This window comes from Arthrobacter sp. B0316-5-4 (assembly GCF_059090325.1).
On record NZ_JBNHFN010000005.1, the window covers coordinates 496,028 to 514,850 of the forward strand.

Below are 18,823 nucleotides of genomic sequence, written 5' to 3' on the forward strand. Positions count from 1 at the left end.
ACGCCGCCATAATACTCCTGAAATGCCTCCGATAGCAGGGGATGTGCCCAGTTCAGCGACGGTTAGCATGGTTTTATGAGCCAAGCTCCCCACGGACGCGTGCACACGATCTTCCACGACACCCGTGATTTCACGCCTTTCCGCGACGGCCATGTCCGCACCCCTGTCCGGGGCCTCGCGGATGGCGTGGGCGGGGTGCTGTCCGGGGTGCTGAGTGGCAGGGACCAGGCGAGGATTTCCGTGGTCGGAAACGTCCCCCGGCTGAGGGTGTTGTCGTCCAGGCCGGCCAAGGCCATGCATGACGCCGTTTTCACGTCCACCGAGCCCGAGCGGCTCCTGGCACTTGGCCGGACGTATCCGGGGTGGGCGGGGTTGTGCCTTGTGGTGGCTGGGCTGCTGACCTACAAGCATGGCGGCTACCTGCGCGCGTCGGAGCTGTTGCAGCGCGGCTTAACAACAAGGATCGACGACGACGCGAGCCAGTTCTCATCCATCTACCTTGGGCAGGTGGTCACCCGGGTGGAGGTTGCCGAACGCATTGAGGTGCCGGTTTTGTTCAGCGAAGAGTCAGTGTTCCTGGCGTTGTCCCATTGCCTCAGGGAGATGGGGATGACGGAGTCAGCCTTGGAAGCGGTGGTGGGTTTGCCGCCGTCGTTGCCTTCTGCGTTGGCGCGCTGCACGGCGGCCTATTCGCTGGGCCGCCACCGTGACGTGGTGTTGTGGACCGAGGGTTTGTTGAATACGGACGACCTCTCGGCAGCGTTGCTCCTGATCCGGGCGCGGTCGCAGCGGGCGCGGGGTGATATTGACTCCGCGCAGGCTGCCCTGAAGGAAGTCCTCCGCCGCCGTAAGACCAGCCTGGTGCTGCGGAATGACGCCCTGACTGACCGGGCTTTGTTGGCGCTGGACCAGGGGCGTCGAACCTTGACGCCGTGGTCCAAGCGGCCTGCCCCTCCTGAGGAACTGGAGACGCTGGAAGTCATCCGCAAGGACGCGGAGATGCGTCGCTTGTGGGAGAACGATTTCAGGCAGCTCGGCGGCGAATAAATCCCTTGTGCCCGGTTGTGTCCCGGCATATCGTTGTAGTCAAGCTAGAGGTTGATAAAGCCAAAGGTTGATTACGAAAGGTTGAGTGGGTATGGACCCGGCAGAACTGGGCCCTGAAGCGTTGGACAGGGCCTTCATGGCCTTGGCCGATCCCGTGCGGCGGGCGATCGTGGCCCGTCTTTCCCGGAGTGACGCCACAGTCAATGAACTCGCAGAACCTTTCACCATTACTAAACAAGCGGTTTCCAAGCACATCGAGGTCCTCGAGCATGCGGGATTGGTGACGCGTTCACGCGACGCGCAGCGCCGCCCCGTGCACCTCGATTCCGCTGCCCTTGAGCGGTTGACGGCCTGGCTGGACCAGTACCGGTTGATCGCCGAGCGTCGCTTCCGGCTACTCGACGAACTCCTGGCCGACAACGGTCCCACGGGGGCCGCGGAGAAATAGGGAAGAGGAACTGAAATGAGCAATCCAACCACCATCACCGCTAGCGACGGCGTTCCGTTCGTCGACACGGTCCGTGACTTCGATGCGCCGATCAGTGCGGTCTTCAAGGCCCATGTGGATCCGGATCTCCTGGCCAAATGGCTGGGTCCCCGCAGCACGTCCATGAACGTCACCGAGTACAACGCGGTGACCGGTGGCAGCTGGCGCTACGAAAACGGCGACGTCTAGGCTGGAGCGTTTGCCCAAGCCTGGGCCAACGGAAGCAGTTGTTCGGACAACAGCACTGCCCCCAGCCCGATCATGATGATCCCGCTGACCAGGGTGACCACCCTGGCCGCGCCGGGCCGTGACGCCAGCAGCTTCCGCGAGGTCAAAGCCACAGCGGTGTAGACCATTGCCGCAAGGAGCACGAATGTCAGGCCCAGCAAGCCGGACTGCACGGGGATGGGAAGCGCTGCTTCGGGGCTCACGAACTGCGGCACGAGCGCCACGAAGAACAGCAAGCCCTTGGGGTTGATGCCGCTGGTGCCCATCCCCTGCAGGAACGTCCGGAGCTGGTTGGCGGACTGCACGACGCCGTCTTCCGCACTGAAGCTGGCGCCTCGCCATGAGCGGATGGTTGAGACGCCGAGCCACAACAGGTAACCGGCCCCCGCGACGGTGAGCCAGCCCAGAAGTCCGGGGACACCCGCCAGGAGTGCTGCCAAACCTGCCGCCATCAGCAGGGTGTGGATGACGTAGCCGCTGCACAATCCGGCGACTGCCGGGACAAAGCTGCGCTGGCGTAGCCCTGCGGAAATGGAGTACGCCCAGTCGACGCCTGGGGTGCAGGCCAGGGTGGCCGCCACGAGGATAAAGGCGAGGAAGAGCTGCGGATTCACGGGGTTCTCCAAAGATTGTTGAGCTAGGAAAACTCTAGGCAAAATAGGGCCATAAGTGTTCCCCTATTTCGCGCAGAATCCGCGTACCTGAGTAAGATAATTGCGTGATCGATGGAATAGACAGAAGTATTTTGCGGCACCTTCGCGAAGACGGAAGAATGACTGCCACGGCCCTCGCCTCGAAGGTGGGCTTGACGGTGGCCCCGTGCCACCGACGACTCCGGGATCTGGAGTCCACCGGAGTGATCCGCGGCTACCGGGCTGATATCGATCCGTCCGCCGTGGGGCTCGGCTTTGAGGCGATTGTTTTCGTGACGCTGCGCCAGGTGGACCGCGGGACCATGGCCGCCTTCGAGGCCCGGGTGACTGCCAGCCCCAACATTGTGGAGGCGCAGCGGCTTTTCGGCTCGCCGGACTACCTGTTGAAGGTCATCGCAGCGGACTTGCCTGCCTACCAGCGCTTTTACGACGATGAACTCGCAGCGCTGCCAGCGGTGGAGCGGCTGACGTCAACGCTGGTCATGAAGAACCTGAAGACCAACATCGGTCCTCCTGTTTAGTGACTACTCCGACAACAGGCCAGTGGTCCTGTACGGAATCACTTCCCTGAGGAACATGCTGGTGGATGTGCGCACGATCCCCGGACAGAGCCGGATTTCCTCGGAAACGCGGTAGAGATCGTCAGGGCTTTTGGCGACAACCCTGATGATGAGGTCGGTGTCGCCTGCCGGCGCGTGGCATTCCAGGACTTCGGGGATCTTCCGCAGGGCGGCAATCGCTTCGTTCAGGTGGCTTTGGTCGAGTTCGGCACTGACCGCTGCCGCCACCCCGCGGCCAAGGGCCGATGGCAGGACACGGCTGCTGTTGGCGCGCAGGGCTCCGGATGCGGTCATGCGTTCCAGCCGGGACTGAACGGTCCCGCGCGCAAGGTGCAATTTTTGGGCAAGCACCATGATGGGGACCCGGGGGTCTTCGTCCAGCGCGGCGAGGATTCGACGGTCTGTCGCGTCCAGTTCCTGCAAAGTGACCACTTCCTGCCGTCTTCTCCTAGCTCGACTGGTCAAATCGACCAATCAAGTCACTGTCCGTTGCTCCAACTGTATGCCTTCTGCTGAAATGGTGGCAACGAAGCAGGGAGAGGCTACCGCTGATCCCGGCCCGGCGCCAAGGCACCCGGAACACCACCCGGAGCCCTGTACAGGTTTCCCGCAAGGAAGCAGCCGCTGATTGACTCTTGTTCACAGCATTGTCATTCTGCACTCGCCCGTTCGTGCGGGCAGCAAGTAAGAGCCCCTGAGCTACCGGATCGTTGCGGTAGCTGAGGGGCTCTTGCGTTGCCTGGCCCGCGTGTTCAGCCGCATAGGCTTGGACCATGACTTCCGCTGGACGCTTCGCCCCGAGCCCCTCGGGCGAACTGCATGTCGGCAACCTTCGTACGGCGGTCCTCGCCTGGCTTTTCGCGAAATCCACTGCCCGGACGTTCCTGCTGCGCGTCGAGGACCTTGACCGTGCGCGGTCTGGCGCGGAGGCTGAGCAGCTCCGCGATCTGCAGGCTATCGGTGTGGGGTGGGACGCCGCCGTCGTGCGTCAGACCGAGCGCACCACTCTCTACGATGACGCGATCGCCCGCTTGACGGCCGAAGGACGTACTTACGAGTGCTTCTGCACGCGCCGGGAAATCCAGGAAGCTCCCTCGGCCCCGCATGCTCCGCAGGGAGCGTATCCGGGGACGTGCCGACGGCTGTCGCACGCTGAACGGGAGATCCGCAGGGCGTCGCGTCCGGCGTCCATACGCCTGCGTTCGGACGTTGCGGAGTGGGCTGTTGAGGACCAGTTGAACGGGAACTTCGTGGGCATGGTGGACGACTTCGTGCTCCGCCGGAACGATGGAGTCACGGCCTACAACCTGGCCGTGGTTGTGGACGACGCCCATCAGGGAATCGACCAGGTGGTGCGTGGAGACGACCTGCTCCCCTCCACCCCCCGGCAGGCGTACCTGGCCACGCTGCTTGGCGTGCAGGTGCCTGAATATGCCCACGTTCCGTTGGTGGTGAACCACGACGGCGTGAGGCTGGCCAAGCGCGACGGCGCAGTGACGCTGGGCGACCTCGCCGCCGTCGGAATCCCTGCCAACCGTGTCCGCGACCTGATACTCGAATCACTCGGGCTGCCAGCAGGTCCATTGCAGGGTGCGCTCCCGTTTTTCGACCCCGCGCGACTGCCCCGGGAGCCGTGGGTGTGGAAAACTCCCGCAGCCTGAAACGGTGTCCCAGTAGGCTGTCTGGATGCACTCACAAGTGATCGCCCCCGGTTTCGAACCAGTTGCCGAGCTCTTCGGTCGTTTCCTCGACCAGGATCCCGAGTATTCCGCGCAGGTGGCGGCCTACCATCGGGGCGTTAAGGTGCTGGACCTCAGCGGCGGTCCGCACATCCGTCCTGATTCGGTCACTGGAGTCTTCTCCTGTTCAAAAGGCATGGCTGGGTTGGTGATCGCGTTGCTGGTGCAGGATGGCGTGCTTGATCTCGACGCAGAGGTGGTCAAGTACTGGCCCGAGTTCGGTGCGCAAGGCAAGGAGTCCGTCACCGTCGCGCAACTGCTGTCCCACCAGGCCGGGCTCCTGGGGGTGGAAGGCGGACTGACTCTGGCGGAGGTCAACAACTCTGAACTCGCCGCGGCCAAGCTGGCAGCGCTTGTTCCGCTATGGAAGCCCGGGGCGGCCTTCGGCTACCACGCGCTCACCATCGGGATCTTCATGGAAGAGCTGTGCCGTCGCATTACTGGTTCCACGCTGCAGCAGATCTTCGAGCAGCGAATCCGGTCTCTTGTGGGTGCGGACTTCTACTTGGGTCTGCCGGGAGCCGACGACGCCAAGTTTGCGCGTTTCCGATGGGCCGCGGATCCGTCATGGCCGTGGGTGGATCCTGCCAGCCACTTCGGCCTGGCGGCGAATTCTGCAGTGGGCGACATTCTGGACCTGCCGAACATCCCGGAAGTGCGGGCCGCGGGGCTGAGCTCCGCGGCGGGAGTCGCGAGCGCCGATGGCATGGCCAGAATTTATGCTGCCGCGCTGACTGGTTTGGCTGGCGACGGTGACGCTGCAGCGGGTGGCGGCCAGCCCGCCGTCGGACCCTTCCTGACGGAAGAAACCATCCGTACGGTGACAGCTGAGCAGGTGTTCGGCGTTGACCGCGTGTTTGGGGAGACGGGTTGCTTTGCCACTGTTTTCATGAAGTCGCATAGCCGGATGCCGTTCGGCAGTTACCGCGCTTTCGGGCACGACGGCGCCAGCGCATCTCTGGGGTTCGCGGACCCTGTGTATGAACTCGGCTTTGGATACGTGCCGCAGCAAGCCGAGCCTGGGGGAGTGGGCTGCCGCAACTTCCTGCTGAGTTCAGCCATGCGCCAGGCGATCGAGGGTCGCCCCGCCTAGGAAAGCTACGGCGTGAACTGCGCTGCGCGAACGCCGGCTGCCATCCCGGCCCACAGTGTGTCCGTGGTGGCGTTCACGATGTCGTCCACGGTTGTGCCGTCCAAGTGTTTCCCGGCGGCAAGGACGGCAGCTCCGTGCAGGCTGACGAAGCACACTGTGGCCAAGGTCCCGGGGTCGCCTTCGGCCAGCTCTCCGGCCTTCTGACCTTCGACGATCATGGCCTGGGCCACATGGATTCCTTGTTCGCCCGTGCTTCGCAGTTCAGCGCTGGAATCCGGATGGTGCTTGCTGGAGTACATCACGGTCAGGAGGGCCGGATGGGCTACGGCGAACTCCACGTACGCTTTCCCGACGCCGATGAAGCGGTTCCGCAGCTCCAGGCCGGATTGGGAAGCGTTGCGAATGAGGCTGTTCATCAACTCAAAGCCGGCCAGGGCCAGGGCGTCGATCAGGGCCTGTTTGTCGCGGAAATGCTTGGCCGGCGCGCCGTGGCTGACGTTCACGTCCCGCGCCAACTGTCGCAGGGACAAGCCATCCACACCGACTTCCTCGATGGATTCCATGGCGCGCTCCAGCAGGGCCTCGCGGAGCTTTCCATGATGGTAGGGCTGCTGGGTCATGAGTCCAGTCTAAAGGAAAGTAGTCATTGACAACAAAGTAGGCGCTGCCTACCATGTAGACAGCGACTACTTCACTTTCTCCTCCAACCGATTGGACCCACCGTGACTATGACCTACTCAGGCACCACCGCGCTCATCACAGGCGCCAGCTCAGGACTCGGCGCCGAGTTCGCCCAGCAATTCGCTGCCCGGGGTGCGAACCTCGTCCTGGTCGCCCGGCGTGCGGACCGCATGGAAGAGCTCGCAAAGGAACTCCGCTCCAAGCACGGCGTCACGGTCACGGTGCTTCCCATGGACCTGGGTCGCCCAGGTGTGGGCCAGGAACTCTTCGAGGAAGTCAGCCGCCGTGGAATCACCGTGGACACTCTGATCAATAACGCCGGCTTCGGAACCCACTCGCCGTTCGTCGAGGAAGTGCCGGATGTCATTGCCTCCGAAATATCCCTCAACGTGGCCGCTTTGGTCGGGATCACCCGGTCCTTCCTTCCCGGTATGCTCACCTCCGGAACCGGAGCCCTGGTCAACGTGGCCAGCACTGCCGCGTTCCAGCCCATCCCCGGCATGGCAGTGTACGGAGCCACCAAGGCATTCGTGCTCAGTTTCACGGAAGCCGTTGCCCACGAGACCAAGGATTCCGGGCTCAACGTCCTGGCCCTATGCCCCGGTGCAACGCGCACGGAATTCTTCGACGTCGTGGGAAGCCAGTCCGCAGCTGCCGGCCGCATGCAGTCCTCCGGGCAGGTTGTTGGAACCGCGCTCAAGGCGCTCGACCGCAAGGGCACACCCGGCAGCGTGGTGTCCGGCTGGGCCAACCGCATCGCGGCCGGTTTCGCGCAGCGCCTGCCCAGGGCTGTCACTGTTGCCATCGCGGCGCGGGCTGTCCAGGACTGACCCGCCGGTGTTGTCCCTGCGGGGAAGCAGATAGCCTGAAGACAGGGCCGAGCATCATCGGCGCCGCACCCATCCGAAGGCCAACATGACCGAACCACGCTTCACCGTAGAGACCGCCCAAGTCCTGGCAGAGGTGGCCCATAACCGGCAGAAGGACAAGCTCAAGCGCCCTTATCGCGAGCATGTCCTGGCCGTCGGCGACGCGCTCGCGGACTTTGACGAGGACATCCAGATCGCCGGCTACCTTCACGACATCGCCGAGGACACGCCCATCACCAGGCAAGCCCTGCTGGACATGGGGGTTTCCGAACGTGCCGTAGACATTATCGAACGGGTCACCCGCCGCTTCCACGACGATCCGGACGATTACGACGCCGGCATACGCTTCGTAGCCGAGGACCACGACGCCACGTTGGTGAAAATCGCCGACAACGCACACAACTCGCTGCCGGAAAGGGTCAGGGCGCTGGCGGAAAAGTGGCCCGACAAGCCGCCCACAACGCGGTACGCCGACGCCCGTCCCGTCCTGTACACGGCCGTTCCCCGGGAGGAAGTGGAGCTGATCCTGCAGCGGATCAACCCGCACCTGCTCCAGGAACTGGACGAGATCGTTCCCGAATAGGTTTCCTTGCCGTTGCGGGGCCCGCTCTGCACGCCATGAAGGCGATTTTGGCTGCAGAGCAGGCCCCGCAACGCATCAGCCGGCCGCGTTCTCCAGCCGCCGAAGCGCAGCGGCCCGACCCTTGTGCCCGCGTCGTTCGTCGAACGCGATGGACAGGCCCAGGACCGCCATCATTTCCAGCATGCATAGAGGGACAGAGGCGCCGGCCGCAGCCATTGCGATGCTTCCCGCCAAGGCGAGGACCACTACGGCTGTGCTCACAAGCAGGTCACGGTCACGGCCGAGCATGATGCTGTACAGCGTGGTGAGTGAAACCTTGAAGAGGATGATCGGGATGGCGATCGAGGCCACGGCACCCGCGGCCGGGACGTGGGCTTCGTGGTCGATGAAGTAGGCAGCAATATGGAGTCCTGCGCCAGTGGCTGCGATGGCTGCGAAGATGAAGATGTGCCCGTAGCCGAAGACCCAGGAGCGGTGCCGCTGGAAATGGAGGGCAGGGCCTGCGGGCAGGATGAAGTAGATCCACCACATGGCGAACGCCAACCCCGTACCGCTGAACCCCACCAGGGCAGCATCCACTGACCATCCGTGGGTTGCGACGATGGCCCGCAGCGTTTCAATAGCACCGATCAGGCACTCCCCCAGGGCAATGATTGCCAACAGCCCGTACCTTTCGGCGATGTGGTGGGCATGCCACGGCGTCCGGATCTTGCGTTCGGCAAAGTACGGGGTTGCCATCTCCAGCACGAAGAGGGGAGCTGCCATCAGGAACGTGGTGAGGACATCCGTTTCGATCACCAGGGCAAGGACCCAGCCGATCTGCACAACCGCAAGGTACTTGGCGTAGCGCAAGCATGTTTCCCGTCGTTCCGGGTCCTGTCGTGCGGCGCGCAACCACTGGAAGATCAAGGCGACGCGCATGATGATGTAGCCGATGAGGATGGCGACGTTGTTCACGTGCTCGCCCTCCACGATGGAGTGGAACATCGGCTCGATGCCCATGGCGAGAATGAGGACACCCACCATCTGGACCATGGTGACCACCCGGAAAACCCAGTCATCCGTGTCGTAGGCGCTGGCGAACCACGTGAAGTTGATCCAGGCCCAAATCACCGCGAACATCGCAAAGCCGAAACCCAGCAGGCCCGCGCCGAAATGCGCCTCGGCGACGGCATGCGCGAACTGGTTGCCGGCAACACCGAAAGCGATAACAAAGGTCAGGTCGAAAAACAGCTCCAGGGGTGTGGCTGTGCGGTGCTTTTCGTGAGGATCGCGGCCGCCCATTTTGGACAGGGCATGGCGAAGTGGATTTGTGGACATGGCTCAAAGATTACCGTTCCCACGAACTCGGCAGCGGCTCGGCCTAGACGCGGCCCAGGGCGTCGATGTCTTCCAGGAAGTCCTGGTGGACTTCGGCGCTGACGGTCGTGCGGGTGTCAGCGATCGCGTCGAGGTAATCCTGTGTGACGGGCCCCTTGCGTCCGTTCGACGCCGGGGCGGCGGCAGCGCCGTCGTCGTACACGGCTTTCTCCAGGGCGCGCTGGGAGGCGCTGCGGGCCGCGAACTCGATATCCGCGGGCGAGAATCCCTCAGTCCGCGAAACCAACAATGGAATGTCTACCGAGTCCACCACCGTGGCCGGGATGAAGCGCTGCCACATGGCTTCGCGGGCATGGACGTCCGGCAGGCCGATCGGAATGACGTAGTCGAAGCGGCCGTGGCGGAGGAATGCAGTGTCCAGGGCGCGGATGAAGTTGGTGGCGCACACCAGGAGCCGCCCGGGTTGCTCACGGAAGGCCGGGATGATTTTGAGGAGCTCGTTGGTGACGCCCTGAAGCGGCGACGGCGGATCACCGGCACGCTGCGAGGCGATCTCTTCGACCTCGTCGATGAACACGACGGCGTGTTCGAGCTCGGCAATTTCCAGGAACGTCTCGCGCAAGGCTCCGGCCAGGCCCTTGGGATCGGAGGCCAACCGAGAAGGAAAGACCTCCACGAACGGCCACTCCAACCGCGATGCGATGGCCTTGGCGAAAGTGGTCTTGCCCGTGCCCGGCGGACCGAACAGCACCACAGCGCGCGGTGGTACGACGCCGTATTCGTCGGCAAGGTCTGCTTCGGCCAACGGCAGTACCAGCCGGCGTTCCAGCAGTTCCTTTTCCCGTCGCATTCCTGCGACGTTTTCCCAGAGATCCCGGGCCAGGATGCGCCCGCCGAGCAGCCCCAACGCGCCAAGTTCCTGGCGTTGCACCGGGATGGTCCGCTCGAAGTAGCGCAGGTTTTTCTTGACCACGAAGCCGCGGCCCAGGAACGCCTCCACGCGCGTTTCCGTTTCCGGCATCAGGGCGGAGAGCTTGTTGAGCCCGTGCGGGGCCATGCGGTTTTCGACGGCGGACAGCAGCGAGGTGCCGATGCCGCGACCGCGGAACTCGGTCAGGGTGGCGAGGAAAACGATCCAGCCTTGGTCGTGCGCGGCACGTCCGACGGCGGCGCCCACCACCTGCTCGCCCTGCACCGCAACCACCGCATGGTCCTTTTCGCACGAGGCGAGGACCTCCGACAATGCGTACACGGGCTCGACTCCGTCAGCCTTGAGCGACTCCCAGAGGTGCAGGATGCCGTCCAAATCGGACGAGTGGAAGTCCCTGATGCGCCAGTTCGTCATGCGTGTAACTCCTCGGTGGATCGCCGTTGATGCCTTGGAGTTGAGCATAGGCGAACCGTCGCCGCAGGACGTTGCGAGCCCGTTGCGTTACGAAACCGGATGCAACCGCACTCCTGGGGTGCTGCCTGCGGTGGCCCGGAAGTACTCCTGGCGCTGGCGTCCCAGGCGCTCAATTTCCACCTCCACCACGTCACCCGGCTGGATGAAGGGGAACCGGCCGGACATGGCCACCCCTTCGGGTGTGCCCGTGATGATGACGTCGCCGGGTTCCAGGACCATGTACTGGCTGAGGTGGTGGACGATCGTGGCGGGGTCGAAGATCATGTCAGAGGTGTTGGAGTCCTGGCGGGATTCGCCGTTGACCACGGTCTGGAGGCGCAGGCTGTCCGGGTCGATGTCGGCGGCGGGCACCAGCCACGGGCCCAGGGGAGTGGAGGCCGGGAGGGATTTGCCCTTGGTCCATTGTCCGGCTGCGCCCGGGATTTGGTAGTCGCGCTCGGAGAGGTCGTTTGCCACTGCGTAGCCTGCGATGCAGTTTTCCGCCTCCTCAAGAGAGGAAAGGTATGACGCTTCCCGGCCGATCACGATTGCCAGTTCCACTTCGTAGTCGTACTTTTCCGACGACGGCGGGATGGGTGCAGCGTCGAAAGGGCCGACTATGGTGTTGCTCGGCTTGAGGAACACCACGGGCACCTCGGGCGGAGTTGCGCCGGATTCGGCTGCGTGGGCGGTGTAGTTCAGGCCGATGGCCACCACGGCGCCGGGCCGGGCTACGGGTGCGCCGATGCGCAGGCCAGCTGCGGAAATTTCTGGAAGTTCACCCTTGTCCAAGGCTTCCCGGGTGCGTGCGATGCCGTCTGAGGCGAGGAAACCGCCGTCGATGTCGTTGGTCAGGGCCGTGAGGCTGAAGTACTTTTCGGTGCCGTCGGCGTCCTGGGCGATGACTGCCGGTTGTTCGTTTCCGGCCGTACCCAGCCTGGCGAATTTCAAGGTCATGGCTTCCTCCGTGCGTTCGGGACTAACATCCGAACTCTAGTGTGGTGGGGTCGTCTCTGCTATGGAAATGTGACCCGTTGACAAGTAATACATCAGATGTTTAGTGTCGGTGGGAATCTGGACGCTCTTCAGGATCCGAATGAGCACCGTGATACGCAGCTATCCGAACGGCCCGGTATGGAAGGAAACCCGTTGATCCAGCACGCACCTTGGTTTGAAGAGGCACGTTTGGGGATGTTCGTGCATTGGGGACTCTATGCACTGCCTGCCCGGCACGAGTGGGTGATGAACCGGGAAGAACTCAGTGTCGAAGCGTACGAGCAGTACTTCCGGCGCTTTGATCCCGATCTCTACGATCCCCGTGAATGGGCCCGTGCCGCCCGCCAGGCGGGAATGAAGTACGTGGTCCTCACCACCAAGCACCACGAAGGCTTTTGTTTGTGGGACTCGGCGCTGACGGAGTACAAGGCCACCAACACGCCCGCCGGTCGGGACCTGATCGCCCCATACGTGGAAGCACTCAGGGCTGAGGGGCTGAAAGTCTGCTTCTACCACTCGCTCGTCGACTGGCACCACCCCGACTTCACCATCGACGGGGTACATCCGCAACGTAACGCGGCCGACGTCGAAAGCGTGAACAGCGGGCGGGACATGGCCCGCTACCGGGAGTACCTGCATGGCCAGGTGCGTGAGCTCTTGAGCAATTACGGCACCATCGATTACCTGTTCTTCGACTTCTCCTACGCAGGCCTCGGGCAGGAGGAGTTCTGGGGTGGCAAAGGCCGGAAGGACTGGGATTCCGAGGCCCTGCTCGCCATGGTGCGGGAGCTGCAGCCCGGCATCATCGTCAACGACAGGCTTGATATCCCTGGAGACTTCATCACGCCCGAGCAGTACCAGCCTGCCGGACCCATGATGCTCGACGGCGTACCGGTCACCTGGGAGGCTTGCCAGACCCTCAACGGAAGCTGGGGCTACGACCGCGACAACCTCGACTACAAGTCAGTCGACATGCTGATCCGGATGCTCGTCGACGGGGTGTCCAAGGGAGGCAACCTGCTCCTGAACGTCGGCCCGACAGGCAGGGGCAACATCGACCCCCGGGCGTTGGCTTCGCTGCACGGAATTGGCGAATGGATGAAGCTGCACTCACGCGCCATTTACGGCGCCGGGGCCTCCCAGTTCACGGCCCCGCCTGATGCCCGCTACACGCAGCGCGGTGACAGGCTGTACGTGCACCTGTTCGCGTGGCCGTTCGAATACGTCCATCTCCCGGGCCTGGCCGGCAAGGTTGAGTACGCGCAGTTGCTGAACGATGCCTCCGAGGTGTTCCTCCGGGAACTCGATCCCCAGCAGCAGGCAATGAACATGACCCCTGGTGGCCAACCCCCGGGAACGTTGACAATCAAGCTCCCTGTGCAGCGGCCCGATGTCGCGGTTCCGGTGCTTGAACTGTTCCTGAAACCAGGCGCGCCCGGTGAGCAGGAGGATCGCGCTTAGCGGTTTGCCCGGGGGAGGATACGGGTATCCACAAAGTATGGGAGTTGCCATGACACCACTGAACCTCGGCAAGCTTGGCTTCGGCGGAGCAGGAATAGGTAACCTGTACCGGGCCATCCCGGACGGGGAAGCACTCGCCACCGTTCTTGCTGCCTGGGACGCCGGCATCCGGTACTTCGATACCGCCCCGCACTATGGCCTGGGCCTCTCTGAGCAACGGCTGGGTGCGGTCCTCCGGGACAAGCCAAGGGACGACTTCGTGATCTCCACCAAGGTGGGCCGGCTGCTCAAGCCGAACGCCGCCGGTGGCCAGGACCCAGAGGGCTTCGACGTTCCGGCCACCACCAGGCGCGTGTGGGACTTCTCCGAGGCGGGCATTCGCCGCAGCATCGAGGATTCACTGGACCGGCTTGGCCTCACCCACGTGGACATCGCCTATCTCCACGATGCCGACGTCCACGACCTCCAGGCCGGGATCGCCCAGGGCCTGCCGGCATTGGAAAAGCTAAGGTCCGAAGGCGTAGTCAAAGCCATCGGCGTTGGCCTGAACTCTGCCGAGGCGGCCCTCGAATGCGTCGAAGCCGCCGACCTGGACCTCGTCATGCTCGCCGGCCGCTTCACGCTGCTGGAGCAGCCCAAAGTCCCGCTGCTTGAGCGCTGCATGGAGCGCCGCACCGGCGTCGTCAATGTTGGCGTTTACAACTCGGGCCTCCTGGCCCGATCCGACGTCCCGGACGATGCGCACTACAACTACGATCCAGCGCCGCCGCCAGTGCTGGAGCGGGCGCGGCGGCTGGCGGCAACCTGCCGCGACTTCGGGGTGGAACTTCCGACGGCGGCGCTCCAGTTCCCGCTGCGCCATCCGGCCGTGGTGAACGTGACAGCCGGGGCGACTTCTCCTCAACAGGTGGCCTCGAACGCCGCGCGGATGGAGGAGCCTGTGCCCGAAGAGCTTTGGGACGCGCTGGAGGCCATTCGCCGTGATTGATTCGCACCTGCATCTGTGGACCTTGGACACTTTCGTCACCGGCGGTGAGCGCCACTACCCGTGGCTCGGCCCGCAGCACGGTCCGCTCTTCCGGAGTTTCGGCGAAGACGAGGCACGGGAAACGTTGGAGGCTGCCGGTGTCAGGGGTGCCGTGCTGATCCAAGCCGACGATACCGTTGCCGACACGGAGAGCATGCTGTCGGTCGCGTCGCGCAACCCGTGGGTGCTCGGAGTGGTGGGCTGGGTCCGGCTCGAATCGCCGGCAGAAGCTGCAGGGCAGTTGGCCCGGTTCGCGGCCCAGCCTGTCTTCAGGGGCGTCCGGCACCTGGTGCATGACGATCCACGGACTGACTTCCTGGACCTTCCCGGCGTGCGGGAGTCGTTGGCCGAGGTGGCACAGCGCGGGCTGGCTTTTGATGTCCCCGACGCATACCCGCGACATCTGGGTGCAACTGTACGGCTGGCCCGGGACATGCCGGACCTGACCGTGGTGTTGGACCATCTGGGCAAGCCGCCGCTGGGCGATCCTGAAGCCATGGAATTGTGGCGCGCCCACTTCCGGGCGCTCGCGGCATGTCCCAACTCGGTGGCCAAACTCTCCGGACTTCACGTGGCGGGCCTGGAGTACTCTGACGATTCCCTGCGGCCCGTGTTCGAGGAAGCCGTGCAGGCGTTCGGGCCTGGGCGACTCATGATTGGCGGTGACTGGCCTGTCAGTACGGCCGGGGTTCCTTACGGCCGGACGCTGGATGTCCTGCTGGAACTTGTTTCCACGCTGAGTCCTTCGGAACAGGACGAGGTCCTGGAGGGGACAGCCATCCGGACGTACGGGCTGGCAGTGACTCCGGAGTCAGACGGCTAGAGGGCCTGGCGCAACCAACTCTCCACGCCGCTGATGTGCACGGTGACCAGTGCCCGCACCAGTTCGGCGTCGCCGCGTTCCAATGCGTCCGTAATGGCGCGATGCTCGGACAGGGTGTGCGCGACGGCTTTCTCCTGCGTCAGCCCCCGCCATATCCTGGCACGGACTGTGCTGCTGGACAGGGCTTCCAGCAGGCTGCCGAGGTAGTCGTTTCCCGCAGCTTCGGTGATGATGCTGTGGAATTCGAGGTCATGGGCCACGAGTTCCTCGACGTCCGTGTACTCGTCGATGCCATTCATGCTGCCCCGCAGCCTCTTGAGATCTTCGGCGGTGATTTTCCCCGCGGCCAAGTGTGCGGTGGCGGGTTCAAGGATTCGCCGGACTTCAAAGAGTTCAAGAACGGAACGGTCCTGATGCAGGTCGACCACGAATGCGACAGCCTCATTGAGGAGTTTGGCGTCGAGGCTGGTCACGTAGGTTCCGTCGCCGCGGCGGACGTCCAGCACGCGGATCAGTTCGAGGGCCTTCACCGCTTCGCGCAGTGAACTCCTTGAAAGACCAAGCCTTTCGCTCAGTTCCTTTTCCGGCGGAAGTCGATCGCCGGCCTTGAGTTCCCCCCGGATCAGCATGTCTTTGATCTTGCTGATCGCCTCATCTGTGACAGCCATGGACCAATAGTAGCCACGAATGATCGGATGTCTGTTTCCGCCGCGTGGGGCGTTAAATTACGACGGCGGCACCTGGGTTCCGCTGTTACGGAACCCCGGTGCCGCCGTCGGGCGTTACTTGGTGGGGCTGTTACTTATCGGCGCCCGGGAGGGGGCGATTGGCGATAACGGGCGCGCTGCCGGTGTAGCCGTCGCGGGTGGCGGCAAGCTCGTGGATCTGCTTGCGGCACAGGAACCAGCCCCAGACCATGAGTCCACAGGCTATGGCGGTGACCAGCATGGTGAGCGGCGACTCGATAAACACCATGACCAGGACGCCGGCGAGGAAGACCAACGACAGCCAACCGGTGTATGGAGCTCCGAAAAGGCGGAAGGACGGGCGCTTCAGCCAGCCCTTGTCGGACCAGCGTTTCAGTTGTATCTGGCACAGGACGATGGTGGCCCAAGTGACGATGATGCCCACGGAAGCGACGTTGAGGACGATTTCGAAGGCGTCGGACGGCACAAGGTAGTTCAGCGGAACACCGAGGAGCGAGACGCCGGCGGTGATGGCGATGCCGCCGTAGGGAACGCCTGCCTTGTTCATGCGCTGCGCGAACTTCGGGGCCGAGCCGGCCACGGACATGGAGCGAAGGATTCGGCCCGTGGAGTAGAGGCCGGCGTTCAGAGACGACAGGGCAGCCGTGAGGACCACGAGGTTCATGATGACGTCCACGCCCTCGACGCCGATGGAACCGAAGAACGTCACGAAGGGGCTGACGCCCTTCTCGTACGAGGTGTACGGGAGCAGCAGTGCGAGGAGGATGACGGAGCCAACGTAGAAGACTGCGATGCGGAAGACCACGGAGTTGATGGCCTTGGGCATGATCTTCTCAGGGTTGGCGGTTTCACCAGCAGCAGTTCCCACAAGCTCGATTGAGGCGTAGGCGAACAGCACACCCTGCATGAGGATGATCATGGGCAGGATGCCGTTGGGGAAAATACCGCCGTTGTCCGAGATGAGGCTGAAACCGACTTCCTGGCCCTCCACCGGAGTACCGAAGATGACGAAGTAGGTGCCAACCAAGAGGAATGCCACCAACGCGGCCACCTTGATCAGCGCAAACCAGAACTCCATCTCGCCGAAGACCTTCACTGAAACAAGGTTGAGGCAGAGGACTACCACCAAAGCGATGAGCGCCCAGGCCCACTGCGGAACGGCCCCCATCCAAGCGATGTACTTGCCGAAGAAGTTCATGTACAGGGCCACCGCGGTGATGTCCACGATGGTGGTGGTGGCCCAGTTGATCCAGTAGAACCAGCCTGAGACGAAGGCTGCCTTCTCTCCATAGAACTCGCGGGCGTAGGAGACGAACGATCCCGACGACGGGCGGTGCAGAACGAGCTCGCCGAGTGCGCGAAGGATCAGGAAGGCGAAAAAGCCGCAGACCGCGTAGGCGATAACGAGCGACGGGCCAGCTGCGTTGAGCCGGCCGCCGGCGCCCAGGAACAGGCCGGTGCCGATAGCGCCACCGATCGCAATCATCTGGATCTGGCGCGGCTTGAGGTCCTTGTGATAGCCACTGTCCTCCTTGTGGAGGGATTTCTCGCTGGCGTGCGCTTGGGCCGGGACCGTGTGGTCCGTGATGGGGTTGGTCATTGGAATCCTTAGGGGTGTCCTGTTGGGGTGTCCATGGAAGTGTCCGGTCGGGGATCCGGGCTCGCTGGACAGTGCCGCGTGGGGGTATGCCTCACCGGGCTGAACGGCTGGCGGAAGCCGCTGGGGTTATTGGCCAGTTTGGGCCTATTTGCTTAGGTTTGCCAGACGTTCCGGGCTGAGCAGTTCCTCAAGCTGGGACGCGGTCAGCAGACCGTGTTCCAGAACGAGTTCTGCGACGCCCTTGCCCGTTGCCAGCGCCTCCTGTGCAATAGCAGTGGCGGAGGCGTAACCGATATGGGGGTTCAATGCCGTGACGAGGCCGATCGACTGCTCCACGGTAAGCCGTAGCCGTTCGGTGTTTGCGGTGATTCCCCGGACGCAGCGGGCCGTAAGGGTGCGGCACGCTGCTTCCAGGTGGGAGATGCTCTTGTGCAGGCTGTGCACAATGATCGGTTCGAAGGCATTCAGCTGAAGCTGGCCGGCCTCCGCGGCCATGGTGACGGTTACATCGTTGCCGATGACCTCGTACGCCACCTGGCTGACCACTTCCGGGATCACCGGATTGATCTTGCCGGGCATGATCGACGAACCGGACTGCACAGCCGGAAGGTTGATCTCGCCCAAACCCGCGCGCGGTCCCGAGGACAGCAGGCGGAGGTCGTTGCAAATCTTGGAAAGCTTCACGGCCACGCGCTTCAGCACCCCGGACAGGTGCACGAAAGCGCCAACATCCTGGGTGGCCTCGATCAGGTCGGCGGCCGTGAGCAAAGGAAGACCGGTAATCTCCGCCAGGTGGCGGCATGCAGCCTCCGCGTAGCCGGCCGGAGCGTTCAAGCCTGTTCCGATGGCGGTGGCGCCCAGGTTGATCTCATGGATGAGCATGTGCGACTCGTCCAGGCGGGCCCGGTCTTCGCCGATGGTGACGGCGTAACCGCCGAACTCCTGGCCCAACGTCATGGGGACCGCGTCCTGAAGCTGGGTGCGGCCCATCTTCACCACGGTCCGGAACTCACGGCCCTTTTCGGCAAAGGCCACCTCGAGCTCCTCGAGGGCCAGCAGCAGTTCCTTGACCGAGAAGATCGTGGCGAGGTTCACCGCTGTTGGGTAGACATCGTTGGTGGACTGGCTCAGGTTGACGTGATCATTCGGGTGCAGCTTGGAGTAGTCACCCTTGGGGTGGCCCAGGATTTCCAGCGCACGGTTGGCGATGACCTCGTTGGCATTCATGTTGGAGCTGGTGCCAGCGCCGCCCTGGATCACGTCCACCATGAACTGGTCCTGCAGCATGCCGTCCATGATGTCCTGGCAGGCCTGCTCAATGGCCCCAGCACGTTCGGCATCCAGGAGTCCGAGCTCGTGGTTGGTGCGGGCTGCGGCCTGCTTCACAGCGGCCAGGCCCCTGACAAGGTGCTTGTTGGTGGAGAGCGGCTGCCCCGTGATGGGGAAGTTCTCGATGGCGCGGAGGGTGTGGACGCCCCAGTAGGCGTCCGCGGGTACATCGCGGTCACCCAGAAGGTCGTGTTCGGAACGGAGGGGGATCGCCTGATCGACGGTGGTCATAGCTG

General features: G+C 63.6%; 20 protein-coding genes. 11 read left to right on the forward strand and 9 right to left on the reverse strand.

Annotated features, from left to right (window positions below):
- Positions 1 to 75 precede the first annotated feature (75 nt).
- The 3 genes from AC5RU9_RS17955 to AC5RU9_RS17965 all read left to right on the forward strand — a co-directional run bounded on the left by AC5RU9_RS17955 (position 76) and on the right by AC5RU9_RS17965 (position 1,723).
- Positions 76 to 1,047, forward strand: coding sequence for a hypothetical protein (locus tag AC5RU9_RS17955; protein WP_494017487.1), 972 nt, complete (start codon positions 76 to 78; stop codon positions 1,045 to 1,047).
- A 91-nt stretch (positions 1,048 to 1,138) separates the two neighbouring features.
- Positions 1,139 to 1,495, forward strand: a complete 357-nt coding sequence (locus AC5RU9_RS17960) for an ArsR/SmtB family transcription factor (protein ID WP_494017488.1) — start codon at positions 1,139 to 1,141, stop codon at positions 1,493 to 1,495.
- Positions 1,496 to 1,510: 15 nt separating this feature from the next.
- The gene (locus tag AC5RU9_RS17965) at positions 1,511 to 1,723 is read left to right on the forward strand and encodes an SRPBCC domain-containing protein (RefSeq protein WP_494017489.1); all 213 of its coding nucleotides are present in this window, start codon (positions 1,511 to 1,513) and stop codon (positions 1,721 to 1,723) included.
- On the opposite strand, the gene AC5RU9_RS17970 is transcribed toward AC5RU9_RS17965, so the two are convergent.
- Positions 1,720 to 2,376, reverse strand: coding sequence for a LysE family translocator (locus tag AC5RU9_RS17970; RefSeq protein WP_494017490.1), 657 nt, complete (start codon positions 2,374 to 2,376; stop codon positions 1,720 to 1,722). The genes AC5RU9_RS17965 and AC5RU9_RS17970 overlap by 4 nt on opposite strands.
- 104 nt (positions 2,377 to 2,480) lie before the next feature.
- Here AC5RU9_RS17970 and AC5RU9_RS17975 point away from each other — a divergent pair, with 104 nt between their 5' ends.
- Complete coding sequence (locus tag AC5RU9_RS17975) at positions 2,481 to 2,936, forward strand: Lrp/AsnC family transcriptional regulator (RefSeq protein ID WP_211710684.1); 456 nt, start codon at positions 2,481 to 2,483, stop codon at positions 2,934 to 2,936.
- A 3-nt stretch (positions 2,937 to 2,939) separates the two neighbouring features.
- Here AC5RU9_RS17975 and AC5RU9_RS17980 read toward each other — a convergent pair whose 3' ends face one another.
- On the reverse strand, positions 2,940 to 3,398 hold the full coding sequence (locus tag AC5RU9_RS17980) for an Lrp/AsnC family transcriptional regulator (protein WP_494017547.1): 459 nt from the start codon (positions 3,396 to 3,398) through the stop codon (positions 2,940 to 2,942).
- A 350-nt stretch (positions 3,399 to 3,748) separates the two neighbouring features.
- On the opposite strand from AC5RU9_RS17980, the gene gluQRS reads away from it, so the two are divergent.
- Positions 3,749 to 4,636 carry a tRNA glutamyl-Q(34) synthetase GluQRS gene (gene gluQRS, locus AC5RU9_RS17985; protein ID WP_494017491.1) on the forward strand — a complete coding sequence of 296 codons (888 nt, stop codon included), beginning with the start codon at positions 3,749 to 3,751 and terminating at the stop codon, positions 4,634 to 4,636.
- A 25-nt stretch (positions 4,637 to 4,661) separates the two neighbouring features.
- A complete protein-coding gene (locus AC5RU9_RS17990) occupies positions 4,662 to 5,807 on the forward strand; it encodes a serine hydrolase domain-containing protein (RefSeq protein ID WP_494017492.1) in 1,146 nt (381 codons plus the stop codon).
- Positions 5,808 to 5,812: 5 nt separating this feature from the next.
- On the opposite strand, the gene AC5RU9_RS17995 is transcribed toward AC5RU9_RS17990, so the two are convergent.
- Positions 5,813 to 6,427 carry a TetR/AcrR family transcriptional regulator gene (locus AC5RU9_RS17995; RefSeq protein ID WP_494017493.1) on the reverse strand — a complete coding sequence of 205 codons (615 nt, stop codon included), beginning with the start codon at positions 6,425 to 6,427 and terminating at the stop codon, positions 5,813 to 5,815.
- A 108-nt stretch (positions 6,428 to 6,535) separates the two neighbouring features.
- Here AC5RU9_RS17995 and AC5RU9_RS18000 point away from each other — a divergent pair, with 108 nt between their 5' ends.
- Positions 6,536 to 7,318 (forward strand): SDR family NAD(P)-dependent oxidoreductase, encoded by a 783-nt coding sequence (locus AC5RU9_RS18000; protein WP_494017548.1) that lies wholly within the window; start codon positions 6,536 to 6,538, stop codon positions 7,316 to 7,318.
- A gap of 85 nt (positions 7,319 to 7,403) precedes the next feature.
- Positions 7,404 to 7,940, forward strand: coding sequence for a phosphohydrolase (locus tag AC5RU9_RS18005; RefSeq protein WP_211710680.1), 537 nt, complete (start codon positions 7,404 to 7,406; stop codon positions 7,938 to 7,940).
- Positions 7,941 to 8,015: 75 nt separating this feature from the next.
- Here AC5RU9_RS18005 and AC5RU9_RS18010 read toward each other — a convergent pair whose 3' ends face one another.
- From AC5RU9_RS18010 to AC5RU9_RS18020, 3 genes are all read right to left on the reverse strand, one after another.
- On the reverse strand, positions 8,016 to 9,260 hold the full coding sequence (locus AC5RU9_RS18010) for a low temperature requirement protein A (protein ID WP_494017494.1): 1,245 nt from the start codon (positions 9,258 to 9,260) through the stop codon (positions 8,016 to 8,018).
- A 43-nt stretch (positions 9,261 to 9,303) separates the two neighbouring features.
- Complete coding sequence (locus tag AC5RU9_RS18015; RefSeq protein ID WP_494017495.1) at positions 9,304 to 10,605, reverse strand: ATP-binding protein; 1,302 nt, start codon at positions 10,603 to 10,605, stop codon at positions 9,304 to 9,306.
- An 87-nt stretch (positions 10,606 to 10,692) separates the two neighbouring features.
- Positions 10,693 to 11,601 carry a fumarylacetoacetate hydrolase family protein gene (locus AC5RU9_RS18020; RefSeq protein ID WP_494017496.1) on the reverse strand — a complete coding sequence of 303 codons (909 nt, stop codon included), beginning with the start codon at positions 11,599 to 11,601 and terminating at the stop codon, positions 10,693 to 10,695.
- Positions 11,602 to 11,793: 192 nt separating this feature from the next.
- On the opposite strand from AC5RU9_RS18020, the gene AC5RU9_RS18025 reads away from it, so the two are divergent.
- The 3 genes from AC5RU9_RS18025 to AC5RU9_RS18035 are packed head-to-tail and all read left to right on the forward strand — an operon-like array spanning position 11,794 to position 14,951.
- On the forward strand, positions 11,794 to 13,101 hold the full coding sequence (locus AC5RU9_RS18025) for an alpha-L-fucosidase (protein WP_494017497.1): 1,308 nt from the start codon (positions 11,794 to 11,796) through the stop codon (positions 13,099 to 13,101).
- A gap of 49 nt (positions 13,102 to 13,150) precedes the next feature.
- Positions 13,151 to 14,089 (forward strand): aldo/keto reductase, encoded by a 939-nt coding sequence (locus tag AC5RU9_RS18030; RefSeq protein ID WP_494017498.1) that lies wholly within the window; start codon positions 13,151 to 13,153, stop codon positions 14,087 to 14,089.
- Positions 14,082 to 14,951, forward strand: coding sequence for an amidohydrolase family protein (locus AC5RU9_RS18035; protein ID WP_494017499.1), 870 nt, complete (start codon positions 14,082 to 14,084; stop codon positions 14,949 to 14,951). Before AC5RU9_RS18030 ends, AC5RU9_RS18035 begins: the two co-directional genes overlap by 8 nt.
- Here AC5RU9_RS18035 and AC5RU9_RS18040 read toward each other — a convergent pair.
- The 3 genes from AC5RU9_RS18040 to AC5RU9_RS18050 all read right to left on the reverse strand — a co-directional run bounded on the left by AC5RU9_RS18040 (position 14,948) and on the right by AC5RU9_RS18050 (position 18,818).
- On the reverse strand, positions 14,948 to 15,619 hold the full coding sequence (locus tag AC5RU9_RS18040; RefSeq protein WP_494017500.1) for a FadR/GntR family transcriptional regulator: 672 nt from the start codon (positions 15,617 to 15,619) through the stop codon (positions 14,948 to 14,950). The genes AC5RU9_RS18035 and AC5RU9_RS18040 overlap by 4 nt on opposite strands.
- A 130-nt stretch (positions 15,620 to 15,749) precedes the next feature.
- Positions 15,750 to 17,258: an amino acid permease gene (locus AC5RU9_RS18045; protein WP_494017501.1), complete on the reverse strand. Its 1,509-nt coding sequence runs from the start codon at positions 17,256 to 17,258 to the stop codon at positions 15,750 to 15,752.
- 144 nt (positions 17,259 to 17,402) lie between these two features.
- Positions 17,403 to 18,818, reverse strand: coding sequence for an aspartate ammonia-lyase (locus tag AC5RU9_RS18050; RefSeq protein ID WP_309996969.1), 1,416 nt, complete (start codon positions 18,816 to 18,818; stop codon positions 17,403 to 17,405).
- Between the last annotated feature and the right edge of the window lie 5 nt (positions 18,819 to 18,823).

What these genes read in the sequence shown, in the direction of transcription:
- gluQRS (WP_494017491.1), top strand. Translation starts at nt 3,749, where the DNA reads ATGACTTCCGCTGGACGCTTCGCCCCGAGCCCCTCGGGCGAACTGCAT.
- AC5RU9_RS18040 (WP_494017500.1), bottom strand. Translation starts at nt 15,619, where the DNA reads ATGGCTGTCACAGATGAGGCGATCAGCAAGATCAAAGACATGCTGATC.
- AC5RU9_RS18050 (WP_309996969.1), bottom strand. Translation starts at nt 18,818, where the DNA reads ATGACCACCGTCGATCAGGCGATCCCCCTCCGTTCCGAACACGACCTT.
- AC5RU9_RS18005 (WP_211710680.1), top strand. Translation starts at nt 7,404, where the DNA reads ATGACCGAACCACGCTTCACCGTAGAGACCGCCCAAGTCCTGGCAGAG.
- AC5RU9_RS18000 (WP_494017548.1), top strand. Translation starts at nt 6,536, where the DNA reads ATGACCTACTCAGGCACCACCGCGCTCATCACAGGCGCCAGCTCAGGA.
- AC5RU9_RS18030 (WP_494017498.1), top strand. Translation starts at nt 13,151, where the DNA reads ATGACACCACTGAACCTCGGCAAGCTTGGCTTCGGCGGAGCAGGAATA.
- AC5RU9_RS18010 (WP_494017494.1), bottom strand. Translation starts at nt 9,260, where the DNA reads ATGTCCACAAATCCACTTCGCCATGCCCTGTCCAAAATGGGCGGCCGC.
- AC5RU9_RS18020 (WP_494017496.1), bottom strand. Translation starts at nt 11,601, where the DNA reads ATGACCTTGAAATTCGCCAGGCTGGGTACGGCCGGAAACGAACAACCG.
- AC5RU9_RS18015 (WP_494017495.1), bottom strand. Translation starts at nt 10,605, where the DNA reads ATGACGAACTGGCGCATCAGGGACTTCCACTCGTCCGATTTGGACGGC.
- AC5RU9_RS17955 (WP_494017487.1), top strand. Translation starts at nt 76, where the DNA reads ATGAGCCAAGCTCCCCACGGACGCGTGCACACGATCTTCCACGACACC.
- AC5RU9_RS17965 (WP_494017489.1), top strand. Translation starts at nt 1,511, where the DNA reads ATGAGCAATCCAACCACCATCACCGCTAGCGACGGCGTTCCGTTCGTC.
- AC5RU9_RS18045 (WP_494017501.1), bottom strand. Translation starts at nt 17,258, where the DNA reads ATGACCAACCCCATCACGGACCACACGGTCCCGGCCCAAGCGCACGCC.
- AC5RU9_RS17995 (WP_494017493.1), bottom strand. Translation starts at nt 6,427, where the DNA reads ATGACCCAGCAGCCCTACCATCATGGAAAGCTCCGCGAGGCCCTGCTG.
- AC5RU9_RS17960 (WP_494017488.1), top strand. Translation starts at nt 1,139, where the DNA reads ATGGACCCGGCAGAACTGGGCCCTGAAGCGTTGGACAGGGCCTTCATG.
- AC5RU9_RS17990 (WP_494017492.1), top strand. Translation starts at nt 4,662, where the DNA reads ATGCACTCACAAGTGATCGCCCCCGGTTTCGAACCAGTTGCCGAGCTC.